Here is a 19,535-nt window from a genome sequence, read left to right as displayed (position 1 = left end):
GATCCGGTCGTGTCGGCGGTGCACCAGCGACGTCAGTGTTGGAGCACGGGTTTCCGGGACGAAGCTGTACGGCAAGCGCAGCCGGGGGTTCCGCCGGATCGGGGTTCCGTCGTGTCGGCATTTGTTGCAGGAGGCGGCGCTAGATACAAGCAATTCAAACTGACTAGTTAGTTGTTATGATGGCGGTATGGCACGGGACTCAGAAGCGACGAAGAAACGAATTCTGGACGCGGCCACAACTGAGTTTTCGAAGTTCGGGATCGCGGGAGCACGTGTCGACAGGATCGCTGCCGTAGCGCAGGCCAACAAGTCGCTGATCTACGCGTACTACGGGAACAAGGACGGCCTCTTCGACTCGGTCTTCAGCAGTCAGGTGGTGGCGTTCACCGACTCTGTCCAGTTCGATGCCACCGACCTGGCCGGCTATGTCGGCCGGGCTTTCGATCTTTACGAAGACAATCCGTCGACGCTGAGGCTGGCAACCTGGTATCAGCTCGAGCGGCCCGACGGGGAGCCACTGCAGTCCATCGCGGCATCGAATCAGTCCAAGCTCGAAAAGATCACTCAGGCACAGCAGGAAGGGCATCTGCCGGCTCAGTACACAGCCCACGAAATTCTTACCATTGTTCGCGCACTTGCCATGTCCTGGCATATCCAGACACCCGAGCTTGGCGCGGTCGCACCCCGGGACAGAGCGCGCCGACGCCAGGTAGTCGTCAGCGCGGTCGAGAACCTCCTTTCGGCCTGCGAGTGAACATCTCGGACTGCGCGCGTTCCGGTGCCTGGAGCCTCCGATGAGAACCCTGGAGAGTGGTGTGGTGGTCACTCACAGCGCAGGAGAGCGTCCTGCCGGACTGGGTATCGGCTCTGCCCTGCAACCGTCTGGAGGTCGACGGCCAAGCGTCGTGTCGGAACGGATCGATGGTTCGGTCCGACACGACGCCCGGAGCTAGAGGGAGTTGGGCGTCAGCCGACGGGGTCGACTGCGGGCTGGGCGGGGTGTTCTCTGTCAGTGTTGCGGGCGCTCAAGCTCTTGCCGCTCGATTCCCCCGTTGTCCAGACCATGGTTGCCCCGAGCACGGCAACGATCGCGACCATCACAGCTACCCACTGTGCGCCGCCGTCCGCGGCGGTGATCAGAGAGGTGGCGATGACCGGGGCGAGGCCGCCGAGGATGGCGCTGCCCTGGTATGAAATCGATACCGCCGTGTAGCGAGACTCGGTCGGGAACATTTCGGTCAGGAGCGCCGCGATCACCGCCTGCATGCCGATCGCGACCACCGCGAACACGACGATGAAGGCGAGGAACAACAGAGCCGTGTTCATGGTGTGGATGGCCCAGAAGAAGGGATAGGCGATCACGACGAGCGTGAGTGCGGCAGTGATGTATACGGTGCGTCGCCCGACACGATCGGACAGCGAACCGTAGAGGGGCATGGTCACAGTGGACAGAGCCCATCCGACTGCGAGTGCGGTAAGCACGATGGAGCGGCTGTGGCCGGCGCCTACCGCATAGGAGACCGCGAAGCTGCCGAACAGCGAGGACGACATCGTCGAGGGCAGGCTGGCGAAGAGTCCGCGCAGCAGTGCGCCTCGGTTATCGAGGAGTGATCGGCTCATCTTGACGGATTCGCCTCGTTCGGCGTATGCCACGAACAGGGGACTTTCGGTCACCTTCAGTCGCATGTAAAGACCCACGATGAGGAGTCCGAAGCTCAGCAGGAATGGTACGCGCCAGCCCCACGAGAACAACTGCTCATCCGGGAGCTGGGTCGTGAGCGCCATGACCAGGGTCGATGCCACGCCTCCCGAAGCCATTCCGGCCTGGCCGATCGCTGTGTAGAGGCCGCGGCGACCGTCCGGCGCGTGCTCGGCAGTCATCAGTGCGGCACCGCCCCATTCCCCGCCGACCGAAAAGCCCTGCAGAATACGAAGAAGAACGAGAAGGATCGGCGCGATTGCTCCGACCTGGTCGTATGTCGGAAGAAATCCGATCAGGCCACTGCCGATCCCCATGATGGTCATAGTCATGAGAAGGGTGGACTTGCGTCCATAGCGGTCGCCGAGGTATCCGAAGACGACGCCGCCGAGGGGGCGCGCAACATAGCCGGTGGCGAGGATGGCGAAGGATGCCATGGTCCCGAGGGCGGGACTGAGGTTCGAGAAGAACAGTGGGCCGAACACCAAGGCGGCAGYCGAGGCGAAAAGTGTGTGGTCGTAGTACTCGATCGTGTTGCCGAGGTAACTGGAGATGGTTACGCGACGGACTTCCTGTTGGGAGACAACGGTGTTGCCGTGTGTCTGGGCCAGGGGAAGATTGGATGGGTCTCCACTCATTGCTGAATTCCTCTGATGGTTGGTATGCCGTGCGTCTGAAGCAGGTGAGCAGACAGGCGGCCTCGCGTCCCGGTGTGTGAGGTTGGTCCTATGATTACCCTCTATGTGACGTGCGTCAATACCGAATGTCGTACCCATTCCAATGGCGGAGTCCGGACCGACAAATGGCGGGTAGCAGACAGCGATTCGCTCACAAATGGCGGCTGAACTGCGACGAGGTATCGAATAGAGTGGTCGGCACCACACGTTTGCGACGCCGTGGAACCACTGAGAAAGTGTGAAAAATGTGGCACATATCGAATAATCATTGAACCAATGGTCTATCGTAGGGGCACACCGCATGGCTCCACCCCGAATCTTGCTTCTGATCGATGGCGGCGATTGCGAGTTCGACTGCGAGAAAACGAGTTACCGGTGCCATCAGCCGCTGAGCGAATCCGTTGTGCGAGCAGCGCAGTGGCGTAAAGGTGCTCGGTGGGTGAGCGGGCAGTCATAGCGGACATATCCCATCGATCTGATCCAGACAGGAAACGCGACCCGATGACTCGAATCGACAGAGCCAGCTTTCGACGCCGTCTCGAAGGCAAGGACCCGATTATCGTGCCGTACACGCCGGACGCGCTCACCGCGCGGTTGTGTACGCGCCTGGGCTTCGAGGCGGGGTATCTCGGCGGCGGAGGCCTGGGGTATTCGCTGGCGGTGTCCGAGGCGCTGCTGACCCTTACCGAGCTGGCCTCCGCCGTGGCTGCGGTGCGGCGGCGGTCCACCCTGCCGCTCATCGTCGACGGGGGAGTCGGATTCGGTGATGCCGTTCACCTGGCCCGCACCGTGGCGGAACTGGAGACGGCGGGAGCACACGCGATCGAGATCGAAGACCAGGTCGCGCCGAAGCGGGTGAGCCATCACCGCCATATCGAGCACCTCATTCCGGCCGAGGAGATGGTCAAGAAGGTACGATTCGCCGTCCAGGCGCGCGAGGATCCTGACCTGCTGATCATCGCGCGAACCGGGGCGATCCAGAATGAGAGTTTCGATGACGCCATAGAACGCTGCAGGGCGTATCGCGATGCCGGCGCCGACGCTGTGATGTTGCTTCCGGAGGGGTCCGAACAACGGGCCCTGATTCCGGAGAAGCTCGACTGCCCGGTCGCCACGTTGACGTCATTGGATCTGCACACGCCCGACGAGTGGGCGGATATGGGTTACGCCCTGGTGATCGACCCCGTCACCGGCCAGACCGCCGCCTGGGCGGCGGTCACCGAGGTGTATCAGCGGCACGCGGAGGGCCGGTCCAGCGGCCGAAATCCCGCGGACGCCTTCCGGATCTGGGAGGAGTTCCAGGAGATGGCGGGGCTCGAGGAGTTGTATGCGATCGAGCGCGAAACCACCGAGCCGGGAACGTAGGTTCCGCCGAAATCTATTTGCTCTACCCTCTTGCTAGGAGGTTGGTCCTATGATTAGCCTAATTGATGAAACAACGTCCGTTTCGGAAAGTGCGAGGTCCTGATGCTTCAACCTGAACTCAACGAACGACTCAGCCGCGTCGGCAAGGGAACTCCCGCTGGAGAGCTCTACCGGAGGTATTGGCTGCCGGTCGCCGCCGCGACAGAGCTCGACGAGAACCCGGTCAAGCCGGTGCGAATCCTCGGTGAAGACCTGGTGCTCTACCGTTCGGAGGCGGGAGAATTGGGTCTGGTCACACGGAAGTGCCCGCACCGGGGTGCGTCGTTGGCGTACGGGTTCCCTGACGGGCCAGGGCTGCGATGTGCTTACCACGGGTGGCTCTTCGACGGCACGGGTAGTTGCCTCGAACAACCCAATCAGGAACCGGCCTCGCCGCGCCTGCGAGAGCGCGCCTCGATTACCGGCTATCCGGTGCGTGAACTCGCCGGCCTGATTTTCGCCTACCTCGGCGAAGGGCCGGCCCCGGCGCTGCCCCTGCTCGATCTGTTCACGCTCGAGGAAAACGGCACGCAATTTCGGGACATCGGATCGGCGATCATCCCCTGCAACTGGCTCCAGATCATGGAGAATTCGTTCGATCCCACCCACGTCGAGTGGTTGCACGGCAAGTACTTCAATTACACCCTCGAACGTGCCGGCGAGGAGCCGACCGAACTGGCCGGTCACCACATCAAGATCGGATTCGATCTCGTCGACTACGGCATCATCAAGCGTCGTCTTCGTGAAGGACAGACCGAGGAGTCCGAGGACTGGCGGACCGGACACCCCGTGTACTTCCCCCACATTCTCAAGGTGGGCGGATACGGACTGCAGTCGCTGCAGATTCGTGTTCCCGTCGACGACACGAACACCCTGCACTTCTGGTACTGCTGGTTCGACGTGGAGGAGAAGTTCTCCCATCTGGTCCAGCAGGTTCGACAGCTTCCTGACATCTACGACGTCAAGCTGCAGGACGACGACGGAACCTTCCGTATGGACACCATCGACTCGCAGGACGCGATGGTGTGGGTGACGCAAGGACCGATTGCGAGCCGCCACGACGAGAACCTCAGCTCCTCGGATCAGGGCATCGCTCTCTTCCGGACCCTGCTCCGCAAGCAGCTCGACTCGAACGAGGCGGGCGAACCGGTGATGAACGTGTACGACCCGGCCACCGAAGGCAATGTCATCGAGCTTCCCATGGAGCGTAAGGAACTCGGCTTCGGCGGCGCCTCCAAGGGCAACCCCGTCTCGGCGTTCCTGCGGACCCAGAGCCTGTACAGTCCTCGACTGACCGCGCTCTCGAAACTGATCGATGCCGAGGCAGAGCAAGCGAGCCGAGTTCCTTCATGAGAACCGATCTCATCGAGTTCGCCAGGAATTCCAATCCGAACCGCCAACCGTGCGAACACCCAGGGCACGTGAAAACCGGCAGTATCTGCGCGGTCTGTGGAGAGTGGCTCCCCACCGCAGTGTGCCGGGAACGCGATTGTGGGTGGATCGTGGCCATCGGTGAGGACACCATCATCGCGGCCGTCGAGCACTACCAACAGACCCGTCACCCGGTTCGGGTGTACACCGAATAGCCCCCCGGGGCGACACGCCGGCAATCCCCCCACCTAKTCCCTCCATCTCAAAAAATCTTCAAATCAAGGAGAATTGTTCATGCCTCGCAAGGTAATTGACGTACACGGCCACATCGTGGCCCCGTCGGAGCTCTACAGCTACCGTGAGTTCCTCATCGGCACCCGCGGTCACTACGGCCGCCGCCTCAAGGGCTTCTCCGAGGCACGTGAGGGTATGAGCCACGGCCGGACCGGAGTCATCCCCCCGGAGGAACTCGAGCACTTCGCCCGCGAGCACATCTCCTGGCTCGACCACGTGGGTACAGACGTGCAGCTGGTGTCGGCGCGCCCGTACAGCCTCATGCACTCGGAGAAGCCGGCCCGCATCGTCCACTGGTGGGCACAGACGGTCAACGACGCCATCGCCACCCAGTCCGCCTTCTTCCCGGATCGCCTGCAGGGAATGGCCAACCTCCCGCTGGCATGGGGCGCCCCGATCGAAGACTGCTTCGACGAACTCGACCGTTGCATGAACGACCTGGGCTTCGTGGGTGTGCTCCTCAACCCCGATCCGAGCGAAGGCCGTGCACCGCAGGAGGTTCCGGGCTTAGGTGACGAGTACTGGTACCCGCTGTACGAGAAGCTCGTCGAGTACGAGGCACCGCTCCTCGTGCACTCCGCCGGCTGCGTGTCGCTGCGTGAGAACCAGAGCCTGCACTTCATCTCCGAAGAGAGCGTGGCCGTGATGTCGCTCGTCCAGTCCGAGGCTTTCGAGCTGTTCCCTGATCTCAAGGTCGTCGTCCCCCACGGGGGCGGCGCGATTCCCTACCAGCTCGGACGCTTCCGCGGCACCTATTGGGAGGGCACCGGCCGCACCGGCACCTTCGACGAGGCAGTCCGCAACTGCTACTACGACACCTCGCTCTACACCGAGGAGGCGCTGGACCTGCTCGTCAAGGCCATCGGCGCCGACCGGATCGTTCTGGGCACCGAGCGTCCCGGCGACGGCTCGCACAAAAAGACCACCACCGAAGGCTGGGCCGACGACATCGCGGCCGTGCTGCGTGGGCTGCCCGGCGCCGAGGAGAAGGGCCTGGATCAGATGCTCGGCGACACCGCCCTCGAAATCTTCCCGCGCCTGCGGAAGAACCTGGAAGCGGCAGGAGCGCTGTGACCAGCATCCTCGAACCGTCCGTCGACACCGCCGAACGTGACTCACTGATTCAGTTGGTCCGTGATTTCGCGCGCAGCGAGGTTGCCCCCCGGGTCCAGGCGTACGACGAGGCGGAGTCGATTCCCCTCGACCTTCTCCAGCAGATGGCAAGCCTCGGCTTCTTCGGCGGGGTGGTCCCCGTCGAATGGGGCGGTATGGGTCTCGATCACCTGACCTTCTCGATGATCATCGAGGAGATCTCGCGGGTCGATCACTGCCTGGGTGTCTTCATGAGCATGCCGTCCGCCCTCGTCGGCGGCGGCCTGCTCGCCTTCGGCACCGACGAGCAGAAGGAGCAGTGGCTGCGCCCACTCGCCGAGGGCCAGATCTTCGGCGGCGCCGGCGTGACCGAACCACGCTCGGGAAGTGACGTCGCCGGTACCGAGACACGGTACAAGCGGACCGGAGACGGCTTCGTACTCAATGGTGCGAAGGCATGGATCACCAACCTCGACAAAGCTTCCTTCTTCGTGACCTTCGCGACCAACGATCCCGCACTGGGTAAAAAGGGGCTCTCGGCATTCATCGTTCCCGCCGACACGCCCGGTGTCATCAAGAACCCGATGCGCAACAAACTCGGATTCCGGCCGCTGTGCAGCGGTGACCTGGTGCTCGACAATGTCCAACTCGGTCCCGACGCCCTCCTCGGCGAGGAAGGCGACGGCTTCACGGTCGCGATGACCGCCGTCGAACGCGGCAGACTCGCCGTCGCCTCACGTGCGGTGGGACTCGCCCAGTCCTGCCTGGACGCATCGGTGCAATACGCGAAGGAACGCATCGTCTTCGGAAAGCCGATCAGCAGCTTTCAGATGACCCAGCAGAAGATCGCCGATATGGCGGTCTCGATCGAGGCGGCCCGGCTGCTGACGAACAAGTGCGCGTCCGAGATGGAGACGGGAAGCCGCGCGCGGATCGAAGCCAGCATGGCGAAGATGTTTGCGAGCGACGCCGCACAGGCGGCGGCCACCGATGCGGTGCAGATCCACGGTGCCTACGGTGTTTCCGAGGAATACGGGGTCGCCCGGGCGTATCGCGATGCGAAGGTATTCCAGATCGTCGAGGGCACCAACGACATCCACCGTCTCCTCATCTCCCGCGATGCGCTCAACAGGGGAGGTCTGTGACCGTGACCGCAACAGTTCCCCGGACCGGCACGTGGGGTGAATCGAGCACACGCGACCTTCTCGCGTCGCTCGACTTGCCCTTCGTCACCAGTGTGCGGGTCACCCACAATGACGAAGCGGTCGAGACGGCTCTGCGTCTCGGCGGGACCGTCGTGCTCAAAGCTGTGTCCGACGAGGTGGTCCACAAGACGGACGCCGGGCTGGTGGAACTGAAGCTGTCCACCTCGGACGCGGTGCGCGGGGCGTATGAGCGGCTGGACCAGAAGATCTCGGAGCTCGGTCTCTCCGACGCCGGCATCGTCGTTCAGGAGATGGCGCCCCCGGGCACCGATCTTTTCGTCGGATGGAACCGGGACGCCACCTTCGGTCCGATTCTCATCGTCGGGCTCGGCGGTGTCACGGTCGAGTTGTTCCGAGACGTGGCCCGCCATCCGGCACCGGTCACGGCCGAACATGCTGCAAGGATGCTGGACTCCCTGGTGTCCTCGCGGCTACTCCAGGGATTCCGCGGGGCGCCTGCGGTCGACACCGCACAGTTCTGTGGACTCGTAGAGCGAGTGAGCAGGCTCGCCGTCGAGGCTCCGGAGATCGCGGAACTGGATTTGAACCCGGTTCGGATTCTTCCGGACGGCCGATGCCTGGTCCTCGATGCGAGCGCGGTCGTCTTGCCTGTGCAGGAGTCCACGCCCGCCGCCACCGGGCCCGACCTCACAGCGCTGTTCCGGCCCCGATCGATCGCCGTCGTCGGCGCCTCCCGGGCTCCGGATAGGCCGGGCGGAAAGGTGATTCGGGCGCTGCAGCGCAACGGTTTCGGCGGACCACTGTACCCAGTCAACCCGGCAGGCGGAGAGATCGAGGGCCTCCCCGTGGTGCGGAGCATCGACGAAATCGTCGATACCCCAGATCTGGTGTGCATCGCCCTACCGGCCTCAGCCAGCATCGCCGCGGTCCGCGAGTGCGTAGCACGAGGCGTTCGCGCAGTGATGGTATTCGCCTCCGGATTCGGGGAAGTCGGGGCAGAAGGTGCCGCTCTCGACGCCGAACTGCGTGACGCCGTCGCAGGGTCCGGCACGCTCCTGTGCGGCCCGAACACTATCGGGATCGTCAGCGCGCATCACAAGATGGCGGCGACGTTCTCGCAAGCAATCGACAAGTTCCCCGACACCCCGGCGGGAGTGTGCCTCGTCGCCCAGAGCGGCGCCGTCGCCGGCAGCCTCGTCTCACGCGAGATTTCCGATGGCTACAGCATCGGCGACTGGGTCACCGTCGGCAACCAAACCGATCTTGATGTGGCGGACTACATCAGCTACCTCGCCGGTCTCGACACCACGCGATCCATCGCGGTGTTCCTCGAGGGGGTCTCCGACGGTTCTGCATTCCGCCGGGCACTGCACACCGCACGAGATGCCGGCATCCCAGTCATCGTCTTCAAGACCGGTGTCACCGCTGCCGGCCAACGCGCGGTCGCCTCGCACTCCGGTGCCTTGGCCGGCAGTCAAGACGCCTACCGGGCGGTCCTGGAGGAAGCGGGCGCCATCCAGGTCGAGGAAATGAGCCAGCTCCTCGAAGTCGCATCCACTCTCGCGGACTACCCGACTCCACGAGGGCGGCGGGCCGCGGTCATCACGACATCCGGAGGAGCGGGCAGCGCCACCGCGGATCTGCTGGTGTTGAACGATCTGGACACAGCAGAATTCACCGAGGGCACCGCTCGAGCCCTCGCCGGTCTTCTGCCCAAGTTCGCCAGCGTCGCCAATCCTCTCGACATCACCGCCGAGGGAGCCTTCACACCCGGCCTGTTCACCGAGGTAATCGACGTCGTCGCCGTCGATCCGCACGTGGACGCGATCTGCATCGTCCTCACCAGCATCACCGGCAACGATGCCGTCCGGGTCGCCAACGAAATCGCAGCGGCGAAGTCACGTTCGGATGTACCGATCCTCGTCACCTGGCTCGTTGCCCGCCCACTGGCGGAGGCGGGCATGACCACTCTGGCGTCGTCCGGAATCCGGGTATTCACCGAGCCCGCCCGGATGGCCGCCGCCCTCCGCCATCTGACGAAAGGAACCTCACGTGTCTGACTCCGCCGATATCCAAGCCCTGAGGGAATCCGTCGCGCTGTCCTGCCGGATCCTCGCGGCGACTGGCTGCGTGCGGGAAATCACCGGGCACGTAAGCATGCGTGTCCCCGACAGCGACATGTTCCTCGTCCGGTGCCGCCCACCACACGATCCCGGCGTCCAGTTCACCATCGCCGATGACATCCACATCGTCGATCTGGAATCGACGAACACAGACCTCCCAGGCGGCTATGCGTTGCCCGGAGAATGGCCCATCCACACCGAGATCTACCGCAAACGGCCCGATGTGGGTGCGGTCGTCCACGGCCACCCGCGGTCGTCCCTGCTCGTCGGAATACTGGGATTGCCGCTCACTCCGACCATCGGGGCCTACGATCCCGGCGCAATGGAACTTGCGGTTCGCGGCGTGCCGATCTACGAACGGGCCGTCTTGATCGACCGCCCCGAGCGCGGCGGGGAGTTGGCCGCCGCGATGGACGACAAGGACGTGTGTCTTCTGCGAGGCCATGGCGTGGTCGCGGTCGGAGCGACACTGCAGGAAGCCACAGTGCGGGCGATCAAGCTCGAAACCCTGGCCGACCTGACGCTCTCGACCTACGCGATACCCGGCGCCGAACCGGCCGTGCTGACCCAAGCCGACGCCGAAGACGTTTCCGGCTTCGTCAACAGCCGTAAAGCCGCTCTGACCTACGCGGAGTGGACATGGGACTACTACCGTCACTCGCTCGGATCCGCCGCCGACGTGAGTGTCCGGCTGTAAGCCGGACAAATCAACAAGATTGGAAGGGATACACATGGCGTACATTGTCGGCGGCGCGGGAGTGTCACACAGCCCGCAGCTGTCAATCGAACCCGGCGGGTGGCGCGCACACGGTGACCTCGAGCAGCCGCACCTGAGGGAACTCAATCTTCCGTCGTCACCACGCACACCCGAGGAACTCGCTCGGGAGATCGAGATTCGGCAGATCGAGGCCCGCCACAAGGCATGCCAGGAAGCGCTCGAGCGCACGCGCGATGAACTGCTCGAGATGAAACCCGATGTCCTCCTGGTCGTTGGTGACGATCAGCGCGAACTCTTCCTAGACGACATCATGCCCGCGGTCGCGATCTTCCGAGGCGAGTCCCTCGACGATCGTCCCCCTGGAATGGAGGTCTATCCGAAAACCATGGAATCGGCGTACGAGTACTACCACGCCGATGAGGACGAGACCTACCGCACCGTTCCCGAATTGGGCCAGCATCTCGTCGAGCACCTCGTCGAAAACGGCTTCGACATCGCCCAGTTCAGCGAGCAACCCACCGGCCGCAGCCTCGGGCACGCATTCACCTTCATCTACCGCCGGCTCTTCGAGGGATTGCCTCGCCTGCCGCTGGCCCCAATCATGCTCAACACCTACTATCCCCCGAACCAGCCCACACCGCGGCGGTGCGTCGAACTCGGGCAGGGACTCCGCGCCGCCATCGAAAGCTGGGACTCCGACGTGCGCGTCGCTCTCATTGCATCCGGTGGACTCACGCACCCCATCATCGACGAGGGCCTCGACCGGGGTCTTCTCAGCGCCCTCGAACGCCACGACCACGAGGCACTGGCGCAGATCCCGGTCGCCGGCCTGACCGAGGGAAGCTCGGAGATCCGTAACTGGATCGTCGTCGGCGCAGCGCTCGAGGACGCGACCGCCAAGGTCGTCGACTACATCCCCGCCTACCGGTCCACAGTTGGATCCGGCTGCGGCATGGGATTTTTGACGTGGACGAGATCGCTGTGAACAGCTACCGCGATCGCCTACTCGACCTCGACGCATGCGTAGTGTCCGATGCGCTCGACACGCTCGGCCTGACCGGTGGTGTCGCAGGGTTACGCCCGGTCTGGGAGGGCAGCCGCACGGCGGGCCGAGTAGTCACGATGCGCACGGTCCCCGCCGACGGACGAACGAGTAGTCGGCATCTAGGTACCGCGGCGATCGAGCGGGCCAACGCCGGCGAGGTCATCGTCGTCCAGCAAGAGCACGGAGGCACACCCACCGCCGGCTCGTGGGGCGGTCTGCTCGCGCAAGCCGCCGTCATCAAGGGCGTCGGCGGGGTCATCGTCGACGGCGCCTGCCGCGACGTAGACGAGATCCGCGAACTGAGACTGCCGGTGTCCGCGCTCACCACCGTGCCGTTCACCGCGCGTGGACGCTTCGTCGAGGACAGCGTCGGTGACCCCGTACAGATCCACGGCGTCACCGTCACCGACGGCGACTACGTCATCGCCGACGGCAGCGGCGTCACCTTTGTCAGCGCCTCGGACATCGGCAGGGTCCTCACTACGGCCGAACGGCTGGTGGCCAAGGAACGCCTCATGACCGAGGACCTGAGGCGAGGCCTGCTGCCATCACAGGTCATGGGACGCAACTACGAGGAGATGCTCAATGCCGGCTGACGAAACAACCACTTCGACCCTGCCCGACGTCACACTGCTCACCCGGGTCGGTGCAATCAGCACCTCGACCCTGTCGGATGCGTTGGACAAGCTCGGGCTGCCGGGTGCCGTCCCAGGCATCCAGCCGTTCGACCCGAGCTTCCGGCTCTGCGGGCCGGCGTTCACCGGCCAGTACGAACCGGTCGACGAGAATGGTGGCACTGTCGGCGACTTCATCGATGACGTCGCCCCCGGCGAGGTCGTCGTGCTCAACAACGAAGGCCGGCTCGACTGCACTGTCTGGGGAGACATCATGACCTACGTCGCCTCCTCCCGCGGAATCGCCGGAACGGTCATCGACGGTGTCTGCCGCGACGTCGCACCGAGCCTGGCACTGAAGTACCCGGTCTTCACCAGAGGCCGGAACATGCAGACCGGCAAGGACCGGGTGCGGCTGGCGGCAACCGGGGTACCGGTCGCCCTCGGAAACGTCATCGTGCACCCCGGTGACCTCGTCGTCGCGGACGCCGACGGAGTGGTCGTGTTGGCGACGGCCGAGGTCGAACGTGTCCTCGCCGTCGCCGAGGCCATCGAGAATGCCGAAGAACGCATCCGCCTTGCAGTCGCTGGCGGAGCGCGTCTCGATCAGGCCCGCGCGCAGGCGGGCTATCACCAGCTGCAAACCGCCGAAGAGGAAACGCGATGACCACTCTGTCTCCGGCCCTGCGGGAACTCGGTGCCGCCTCACTCCACGAGTCCGGCGCCACCCCGCTGCCCCCGCGGATCCGACCGCTCGATCCGGCATGGCGGATCTGCGGCCGCGCCTTCACTGTCGACCTCACACCGGGGCACAACATCTGGCTCCACCGCGCACTCTATGCCGCCCAGCCGGGGGACGTACTCGTCGCCGCTGCCGACACCGACATCGAGTACGGCTACTGGGGCGACATCCTGGCCCATGCCGCAGCCGAACGTGGACTTGCCGGCTTGGTGATCGACGGTTCGGTCCGAGACTCGACCGACCTCAAATCCATCGGATTCCCGGTGTTCGCCCGGGGACTGTGCGTTCGCGGAACCGGCAAAGATGCCACGTCGGGCGGCTTCGACGTCTCGATCCAGCTCGGCTCGACGACAGTGCACCCGGGCGACATCATCGTCGGTGACGCCGACGGTGTGGTTGCCATCGATGCCGGCCAGGTCAAGGCCGTCGTCGAGCGGGCACTGCAGCGGGAACGGTCCGAGGAGAAGATCCGTACCCGGATCGCGGCGGGCGAGACCACACTCGACATCTACGGGCTGAGCTGACCGACATGCGTTTCCACGCTCCTCGCAGACTCGGGATCGTCGGTGCCGGCGTTGCCGGCGCGTTGATGTCCCGCGCTGTCCTACGCAGCAACCGGTTCGTGCTCACCGGCCTCGCGGACCCCGATCCGGATGTTCGAAACCGAGTGTCGGCCGAATGGGGCTGCCCGGCCTTCATCGATGCCACCGAACTGGTCACCTCCGGAACAGTGGACGTGGTGTACGTCGCGGCGCCGACAGCGCACCACCTGGGCGCCGTCTCCGCCGCGGCCGCGGCCGGTGTGCACATCATCTGCGAGAAACCGTTGGCGACCACCGCCGCTGACGCACGGGAGGCTGTGGATTGCGCACGCCGTGCCGGGGTGAGCCTGCTCGTGGGCCCCACTGTGAGCTACGACCCCCGCTATCGGGTGCTGCGGCAGATCGTGACCGACCGTCGGCTCGGTGATCTGCTGTCGGTGCAGGCGACCTCGTTTACCGATTGGCATCGCCGCCGGACCCGTACGGCGCACGACCTCGATGCAGCAGTGGGCAACGGTCTGCTGCTTCGGCAAGGGGCCCATCAGATCGACATTGTGCGACTGATCTGCGGTGGAGACGTGCGCGCGGTTTCCGGAGCCCTCCACGGCGGTGCGGGAGGCGCCGAACAGGGATTCTCGACGCAGCTGAGTTTCGCCAACGGAGTACAGGCCAACGCCTACTACGACGGTTCCGGAGCTGTACCCGAGGCGGACGAGCTGTTCGCCACTTTCACCGGTGGCGGCGTTCGAGTCCACCCCGGTGGTCTGCACCTGTATTCCGACGGACAACTGACCGACCTGCCCGTCGACCCCGCAACCTCGGTCTGGGATCAGGCGCTTGTCGAGATGGACCAGACGCTCGACGGCCGGATCCCGATCCATGACGGGGAGTGGGGGCTGGGAACCCTTGCCACGTGTCTGGCCATTTATGAAGCGGCGGCGACCCACTCCATTGTTTTCACCCACCAATCGCTCTACCAGGAGAAGTCATGATCATCGACTCCCACGCCCATTTGAACGCGCCGCCGGAGCTGTACGCGTACCAGGCCGCGTTGCTATCCTCCCGAGGAGGCCAGGGCCGCAACGGTTCCGGTGTTACCGATGCGCAGCTCGAGGAGTACGGCGACCGCACGCTGGCGGTGATGGACAGCGTCGGCACCGACGTCCAACTCATCTCGCCGCGTCCATTCCAGGCATCGCATTCGGCGACCCCGTCCAAGGTCGTGCACTGGTGGACGGCGGAGGTGAACGAGGCGATCGCTCGCCAGGTCCAGCAGTTCCCCGGCCGCCTCGCCGGCGTCGCCGGACTGCCCCAGGCATACGGGGAAACACCCGAGAAGTGGGCGGGTGAACTGGAAACGGCGATCAAAGATCTGGGGATGGTCGGCTGCCTGCTCAACCCGGACCCGTCCGAGGGAAGCGGCTACGTGCCCCCGTTGGGCGATCCGTGGTGGTACCCGCTGTACGAAAAGATGGTCGAACTCGATGTGCCGGCACTCATCCATTCCGCGAGCTGCCAGAACGGTCGTGAATCGTACAGCGAGCACTTCATCACCGAGGAAAGCATCGCTGTGCTCTCCCTGCTCAATTCGGAGGTGTTCCTACGCTTCCCGACGTTGAAGATTGTCGTCTCACACGGTGGCGGCTCGGTCCCCTACCAGATCGGGCGCTGGCGGGCGGCTCGTCTGCACCCCAAGTTGCGGACCGGCCAGGTGCTGCAGGAGTCGTTCGACGAAAGTTTGCGGCGTCTCTGGTTCGACACCGTGTTGCATGCGCCGCTGGCGCTGGAACTGCTGGTCCGGACAGTAGGAGCGGACCGGTGTTTGTTCGGTACCGAAAAGCCAGGAAGCGGTAGTGCTCCGGATCCCACGACCGGGCGCGACCTCGACGATCTGAAGCCGGTCATCGAGGGCTTTGACTTCCTCGACACGGCCGAGAAGGACGCCATCTTCTACGGCAACGCTCTCTCGCTCTACTCCCTTCCGGCATTGGATGCCGCTGTCGGTGCTGCTCGCTGAAGGCAGTCAGCACTGATCGCCGTCGTGGCGGCCTGACCAGGCCGCCACGACGGCGCACTTGTTGTCACTGGTCGTCCTCGCCCTACAACCAAGGAGGTGGCGGAGCGTGAGCAAGAATCGTGGCAAGAGAAGGATCGAGTCCCGTCCGGACCACATCACCGAGATGATCGAACTCGCTGCGAAGTGGGTGGCCTTCGGCGACATCCCCGCGGAAGAGATCTGGGTGCGTTTCGGCCTCGACCGTGTCACCTTCGGCTTCCGCCTCCTTCGTGCTCTGGGTTCCAGCTTCGTCCGCTACCCCGATCGGTCGCGGATCGTCGCTTTGGCCGTACGTCTCGCCCGGCTCGACGACCGCCAGTACGAGGCCGCCGGACGGCGGGATTGAGCGGGCTCTTTGCGCACCAGTGGCGGGCGACACCCCGCCGAGTGGCGAATAGAGTGGCATAGATCACTATCGCTGGAGGTAGCGCGGATGTTCATAATCGACGACCGAAACCCACACGCCGCCGAGCCCCTATTCCGCACGTCGTCCCGCCGGCGGGCGGAACCGACCAGGATGGTCGACGGCGGGATCGCATGAGCAGCGATAAGGCCGCCACTGAGGAGCCACGCGCGGAAGTCGGCCGGATGCGTGAGTTGCTCGGCCGGGTTGATGGTATCGACACTGACGTCAACGAGACATTACGCATCATCACGCAATTCGATGGGCTGATTCGGAGACGAGTCGGCATTTCTGCGCTCATGCGCGCGGCAGCAAATCTCACCGGTTGCGCTGTGGGCGCGGTGTATCCCGCACATCGGTTGGTGCGACGCGTGGATTCACGCGGCACCCCGATCACGCAGATGCCCAGTGCCGAAGAACTGGCGTTGTGGACTCGGCGCCCATTGGGCGACCTGGACGGGGGTGTGGTGTGGGTGGAGCGGAACACCGAGACCAGTATCAACGACGAGACCGTCCTCGATCGGCTGGCCTCGTCGATTCAGATCACGATCGATCGCACCATGGGCACAGTCCCCGACCACGCTGGTGCACTCGAAGCGCTCCTCGACCGCGAAGCCGCTCTGGGAACCAAGTTGGCGATCGCCCGCCGCCTCGGCCTGGAGGCCGGCTCGAAAATCTATCTCATCGTAATGCCGGTCATCTCCACCGATCCGGCGCCGATCGGGGTGACACACATCGATGCGGTGGTCGGCACCCGGTTCGGAGGTGTTCGCGCGATCGTCGCGGGAGCGGACTGTCCGCAGCCAGTCACCGGAACCTGCGGGATCGGTGAGACCGTCACCGTCGAGCGACTCGCCGACTCTTTTGACCAGGCACTTGTCGCACTCCGGCTTTCGCGTGCCGGTGAGACGGTGACTTATCGGGACCTCGGTGCCCTCTCGCTGCTGGTGCGAGCGCACGACGCGAGCCCTGTGCCACACCCCGATGCGATTGCGATCGGCACAGCGACCGCGTCCTCGAACATCGCTCGCAGGGTACTCGAGGCGATGGAGCTGAACACGACGGTGCGGGCGGCCGCGCACGAGCTGGGACTACATCATTCGACCGTGCAGGCTCACTGCGATCGTCTGGAGAAAGAACTCGGCTACTCATTCCGAACTGCTCAGGGGCGGACCCGCTTGGCCCTCGCCCTTGCGTTGCACCGGCTGGGACGTGATGTCTTCGATGTCGAAACGTCCCCGGACGGCAGGGAAAGACGAGGACGGAGCGATGACGTGTAACGCCGGGTGCCTCACGGCGGCGAGGAGCTCGACTCGGAGTCCACCCGAGTGGCAAACCGGATCGACTACGGCGATGCTGGTTTGGTCCTTCGAGCCTCATTGTTTCCGCGGTCCTGCGGCGGTCTGCGCCGCCGGTTGACCCCCAACACGATCGCGGCCACCACGATCGCCCCGCCGCCGCCGACCGTCATGGCCGCGGTCGGTCCGAAAAGGTCGGCGAGGGCTCCTACAAGGACGCCACTGACCCCTTGCATTCCGATGAAGAAGGCGGAAAACAGCGACATCACCCTCACCCGGTAGCGCGGATCCGACTGAATTTGCAATGTCGCGTTAGCCGTTGAGGAGAAGACCTGATCCGCAGCACCGAGCAAGACCAAGAGCATTCCCAGGACGGCCATACCTGAGGTGAAAGATGTAGCAGCGACCACGATTCCGTAACAGAGCGCGGACACTGCCACCACCCGCGTCCCCGTCGGCGCCAAGGCCGCCACCGTCAATGCGGAGAGCAGGCTGCCCGCGCTCAGTGCGCTGAACAACAAACCGGCCGAGGACGCTCCCGTGCTCATGCGTTCGTGTGCGAGCAGGGGAAGCAGAACGGGATAGTTCTGCAACAGCAGTGAGACCACCGCCGTCAGTATTAGCGGCCACCGAATCCGGGGGTCGCGTAGGGCGTAGCGAAACCCGTCCAGCACGGACGCGTGTGACGACGTCTCGGTTGTTTGTGCCCCGGCGACGGTTCGCTCGGTGTGCAGGTCCCGGGTTCGCATCAGGGAAAGTGCGCCGAGAATTACGAGGTAGGAGAGTGCGTTGGCGAGAAAGCACCAGGATAAACCCACCGTGGAGGCCAGCAGCCCCGCGATCGCCGGGCCGACCAGCCGCGACGCCGTCATCAGCGTCGAATTGAGCGCAACTGCATTTGCCACTCGTTCGCGGCCAACCATCTCGAACACGAAGCTTCGCCGGGCAGGGTTGTCTACTGGCTGTACGAGCCCGAAACAGGCAGCCACGGTCAACGCCAACGGAACTGTCAGAGTGCCGATCGCGGACATCGACCACAGGATCGCCGCCAGTGCCGCTTGTACCGCCTGGGACACGAGCAATACATTGCGGAGCGGCAACCGCTCGAGCGCTGCACCGATCCAGGGAGCCACCACCAGCAGCGGCAGATACATCAGTAAGGTCACCGTGCCGAGCGCGACACCGCTGCCGGATTCGTCGAGGACGAACAGGGCCAGTGCGAGGGTCTGCATCCACTGTCCGGTAGAGGAGACGAGTTGGCCCAGGAAGAACAGTCGGAAGTTGCGTACCCGCAGTGACGTGAAAGGGCGCCGGGCACCCGTTCGTAGGGTGTCAGTCGGCAATGTCGCGCCACCTCACGGGTTGCCGGTAGATATCGGGAAAATGAGTCCTGACGTACTTGTGGAACTCTTTGATGTGCTGGCGCATTGCCCAGCGGGCACCCTCTGCGTCGTGCGTACCAATCGCGTCGGCCACGGCCGAGTGCGCACGCAACACCGCTTCTCGGCGCTCGATGGGGTAGCTGATGCCGAGGGGCATCCCGTCGGTGATCGCGTGCAGCGACGAGACCAGCAACGCGAACATCTCGTTGTCGGCCGCAGCGGCGACGATGTCGTGGAATCGGTCGTTCTCGGCGATGAAATTCTCCTCGTCGGCAAGGAACGCTTCCATGCCCCGCACCGAATCGACGATTTCCTGTACGACATCCTCGGTTGCGAATTCCGCTGCTCGACCGGCCAGTTCGGGCTCGAGCAATTCGCGTGCGTCGACCAGTGCGCTGAACGGCATAGACCGAAGTTGGAAGAACAACCCGAGCATGCCGGCGAGGTCGTGGGCATTCGGCTCCGCGACGATGGGACCGCCCTGTGGTCCGGCCTTGACCATGATCACGCCACTCATCTCCAGGAAGCGCAGCGCCTCGCGCAGCGTACCGCGTCCCACGTTGAAGCGAACCAACATTTCGCGCTCGCGGTCGAGTCGGGTGCCCGGGCGCAACCTGCCGGTGGTGATGTCGTCGACGATGTGCTGGGCGATGGACAGGGCAGCCTTGTATGCGCGCCGTGTCGTCGGTCGCCTCCGTGGCTGCCGATCCGCTTCGGGGGGACTATCCAGTCCGTGGTCGTTCACTTCGGTGATCATGGCCACTCCATTCTCCAACACGGTCCTATCATTATGCTAGTTGCCTCCGGAGCGGGCGAGCGGTTCACGGCCCGGGCTTCCCCTCTCCCGGTGCATGCAACGGCTGGGCACCGGGCGATAAATGCTGTGAACTGCGACGTTGTCTCCCCTGC

The 19,535-nt window shown here is 64.3% G+C and carries 19 protein-coding genes; 16 read left to right on the top strand and 3 right to left on the bottom strand.

The window, feature by feature from the left end; translation table 11 throughout:
• Positions 1 to 187 precede the first annotated feature (187 nt).
• A complete protein-coding gene (locus AC1DWT_RS00390; RefSeq protein WP_095861622.1) occupies positions 188 to 754 on the top strand; it encodes a TetR/AcrR family transcriptional regulator in 567 nt (188 codons plus the stop codon).
• Positions 755 to 966: 212 nt separating this feature from the next.
• Here the strand turns inward: AC1DWT_RS00390 and AC1DWT_RS00385 are convergent, their stop codons facing one another.
• On the bottom strand, positions 967 to 2,337 hold the full coding sequence (locus tag AC1DWT_RS00385) for an MFS transporter (protein WP_477919392.1): 1,371 nt from the start codon (positions 2,335 to 2,337) through the stop codon (positions 967 to 969).
• 540 nt (positions 2,338 to 2,877) lie between these two features.
• On the opposite strand from AC1DWT_RS00385, the gene AC1DWT_RS00380 reads away from it, so the two are divergent.
• From AC1DWT_RS00380 to AC1DWT_RS00310, 15 genes are all read left to right on the top strand, one after another.
• Complete coding sequence (locus AC1DWT_RS00380) at positions 2,878 to 3,741, top strand: isocitrate lyase/PEP mutase family protein (protein WP_259375864.1); 864 nt, start codon at positions 2,878 to 2,880, stop codon at positions 3,739 to 3,741.
• A 102-nt stretch (positions 3,742 to 3,843) separates the two neighbouring features.
• Positions 3,844 to 5,133 (top strand): aromatic ring-hydroxylating dioxygenase subunit alpha, encoded by a 1,290-nt coding sequence (locus AC1DWT_RS00375; RefSeq protein WP_095861625.1) that lies wholly within the window; start codon positions 3,844 to 3,846, stop codon positions 5,131 to 5,133.
• 68 nt (positions 5,134 to 5,201) lie between these two features.
• Complete coding sequence (locus AC1DWT_RS00370) at positions 5,202 to 5,366, top strand: hypothetical protein (RefSeq protein ID WP_164062506.1); 165 nt, start codon at positions 5,202 to 5,204, stop codon at positions 5,364 to 5,366.
• A gap of 79 nt (positions 5,367 to 5,445) precedes the next feature.
• Positions 5,446 to 6,519: an amidohydrolase family protein gene (locus AC1DWT_RS00365; RefSeq protein ID WP_095861627.1), complete on the top strand. Its 1,074-nt coding sequence runs from the start codon at positions 5,446 to 5,448 to the stop codon at positions 6,517 to 6,519.
• Complete coding sequence (locus AC1DWT_RS00360) at positions 6,516 to 7,682, top strand: acyl-CoA dehydrogenase family protein (RefSeq protein WP_179377568.1); 1,167 nt, start codon at positions 6,516 to 6,518, stop codon at positions 7,680 to 7,682. The genes AC1DWT_RS00365 and AC1DWT_RS00360 overlap by 4 nt, the downstream gene beginning before the upstream one ends.
• Positions 7,683 to 7,684: 2 nt before the next feature.
• Entirely contained in the window at positions 7,685 to 9,763 is a 2,079-nt protein-coding gene (locus AC1DWT_RS00355) for an acetate--CoA ligase family protein (RefSeq protein WP_206013883.1), read from the top strand.
• A complete protein-coding gene (gene phtC / locus AC1DWT_RS00350) occupies positions 9,756 to 10,523 on the top strand; it encodes a 3,4-dihydroxyphthalate decarboxylase (protein WP_477919391.1) in 768 nt (255 codons plus the stop codon). Before AC1DWT_RS00355 ends, phtC begins: the two co-directional genes overlap by 8 nt.
• Positions 10,524 to 10,557: 34 nt before the next feature.
• On the top strand, positions 10,558 to 11,529 hold the full coding sequence (locus AC1DWT_RS00345) for a DODA-type extradiol aromatic ring-opening family dioxygenase (protein WP_206013881.1): 972 nt from the start codon (positions 10,558 to 10,560) through the stop codon (positions 11,527 to 11,529).
• Positions 11,511 to 12,185, top strand: coding sequence for an RraA family protein (locus AC1DWT_RS00340; protein WP_206013880.1), 675 nt, complete (start codon positions 11,511 to 11,513; stop codon positions 12,183 to 12,185). Before AC1DWT_RS00345 ends, AC1DWT_RS00340 begins: the two co-directional genes overlap by 19 nt.
• On the top strand, positions 12,175 to 12,870 hold the full coding sequence (locus AC1DWT_RS00335; RefSeq protein WP_095861632.1) for an RraA family protein: 696 nt from the start codon (positions 12,175 to 12,177) through the stop codon (positions 12,868 to 12,870). The genes AC1DWT_RS00340 and AC1DWT_RS00335 overlap by 11 nt, the downstream gene beginning before the upstream one ends.
• Positions 12,867 to 13,469 (top strand): RraA family protein, encoded by a 603-nt coding sequence (locus tag AC1DWT_RS00330; RefSeq protein WP_095861633.1) that lies wholly within the window; start codon positions 12,867 to 12,869, stop codon positions 13,467 to 13,469. Before AC1DWT_RS00335 ends, AC1DWT_RS00330 begins: the two co-directional genes overlap by 4 nt.
• Positions 13,470 to 13,474: 5 nt before the next feature.
• Positions 13,475 to 14,479 (top strand): Gfo/Idh/MocA family protein, encoded by a 1,005-nt coding sequence (locus AC1DWT_RS00325; RefSeq protein ID WP_095861634.1) that lies wholly within the window; start codon positions 13,475 to 13,477, stop codon positions 14,477 to 14,479.
• Positions 14,476 to 15,504, top strand: coding sequence for an amidohydrolase family protein (locus AC1DWT_RS00320; RefSeq protein ID WP_206013879.1), 1,029 nt, complete (start codon positions 14,476 to 14,478; stop codon positions 15,502 to 15,504). Before AC1DWT_RS00325 ends, AC1DWT_RS00320 begins: the two co-directional genes overlap by 4 nt.
• Positions 15,505 to 15,610: 106 nt before the next feature.
• Positions 15,611 to 15,889 (top strand): hypothetical protein, encoded by a 279-nt coding sequence (locus AC1DWT_RS00315; RefSeq protein ID WP_095861636.1) that lies wholly within the window; start codon positions 15,611 to 15,613, stop codon positions 15,887 to 15,889.
• Between the two features lie 458 nt (positions 15,890 to 16,347).
• Positions 16,348 to 17,226: a helix-turn-helix domain-containing protein gene (locus AC1DWT_RS00310; RefSeq protein ID WP_206013878.1), complete on the top strand. Its 879-nt coding sequence runs from the start codon at positions 16,348 to 16,350 to the stop codon at positions 17,224 to 17,226.
• A gap of 65 nt (positions 17,227 to 17,291) precedes the next feature.
• Here AC1DWT_RS00310 and AC1DWT_RS00305 read toward each other — a convergent pair whose 3' ends face one another.
• Complete coding sequence (locus AC1DWT_RS00305) at positions 17,292 to 18,587, bottom strand: MFS transporter (protein WP_477919390.1); 1,296 nt, start codon at positions 18,585 to 18,587, stop codon at positions 17,292 to 17,294.
• Positions 18,577 to 19,383, bottom strand: coding sequence for a FadR/GntR family transcriptional regulator (locus AC1DWT_RS00300; protein ID WP_095861639.1), 807 nt, complete (start codon positions 19,381 to 19,383; stop codon positions 18,577 to 18,579). The genes AC1DWT_RS00305 and AC1DWT_RS00300 overlap by 11 nt, the downstream gene beginning before the upstream one ends.
• Between the last annotated feature and the right edge of the window lie 152 nt (positions 19,384 to 19,535).

This window comes from Rhodococcus sp. P4_B6, assembly GCF_056402215.1.
The sequence above is the reverse complement of the archived record's forward strand: the minus strand, read 5'-3'. Positions and strand labels throughout refer to the sequence as shown.

What these genes read in the sequence shown, in the direction of transcription:
- AC1DWT_RS00320 (WP_206013879.1), top strand. Translation starts at nt 14,476, where the DNA reads ATGATCATCGACTCCCACGCCCATTTGAACGCGCCGCCGGAGCTGTAC.
- AC1DWT_RS00365 (WP_095861627.1), top strand. Translation starts at nt 5,446, where the DNA reads ATGCCTCGCAAGGTAATTGACGTACACGGCCACATCGTGGCCCCGTCG.
- AC1DWT_RS00335 (WP_095861632.1), top strand. Translation starts at nt 12,175, where the DNA reads ATGCCGGCTGACGAAACAACCACTTCGACCCTGCCCGACGTCACACTG.
- AC1DWT_RS00310 (WP_206013878.1), top strand. Translation starts at nt 16,348, where the DNA reads ATGCCCAGTGCCGAAGAACTGGCGTTGTGGACTCGGCGCCCATTGGGC.
- AC1DWT_RS00300 (WP_095861639.1), bottom strand. Translation starts at nt 19,383, where the DNA reads ATGATCACCGAAGTGAACGACCACGGACTGGATAGTCCCCCCGAAGCG.
- AC1DWT_RS00325 (WP_095861634.1), top strand. Translation starts at nt 13,475, where the DNA reads ATGCGTTTCCACGCTCCTCGCAGACTCGGGATCGTCGGTGCCGGCGTT.
- AC1DWT_RS00375 (WP_095861625.1), top strand. Translation starts at nt 3,844, where the DNA reads ATGCTTCAACCTGAACTCAACGAACGACTCAGCCGCGTCGGCAAGGGA.
- AC1DWT_RS00380 (WP_259375864.1), top strand. Translation starts at nt 2,878, where the DNA reads ATGACTCGAATCGACAGAGCCAGCTTTCGACGCCGTCTCGAAGGCAAG.
- AC1DWT_RS00330 (WP_095861633.1), top strand. Translation starts at nt 12,867, where the DNA reads ATGACCACTCTGTCTCCGGCCCTGCGGGAACTCGGTGCCGCCTCACTC.
- AC1DWT_RS00390 (WP_095861622.1), top strand. Translation starts at nt 188, where the DNA reads ATGGCACGGGACTCAGAAGCGACGAAGAAACGAATTCTGGACGCGGCC.
- AC1DWT_RS00345 (WP_206013881.1), top strand. Translation starts at nt 10,558, where the DNA reads ATGGCGTACATTGTCGGCGGCGCGGGAGTGTCACACAGCCCGCAGCTG.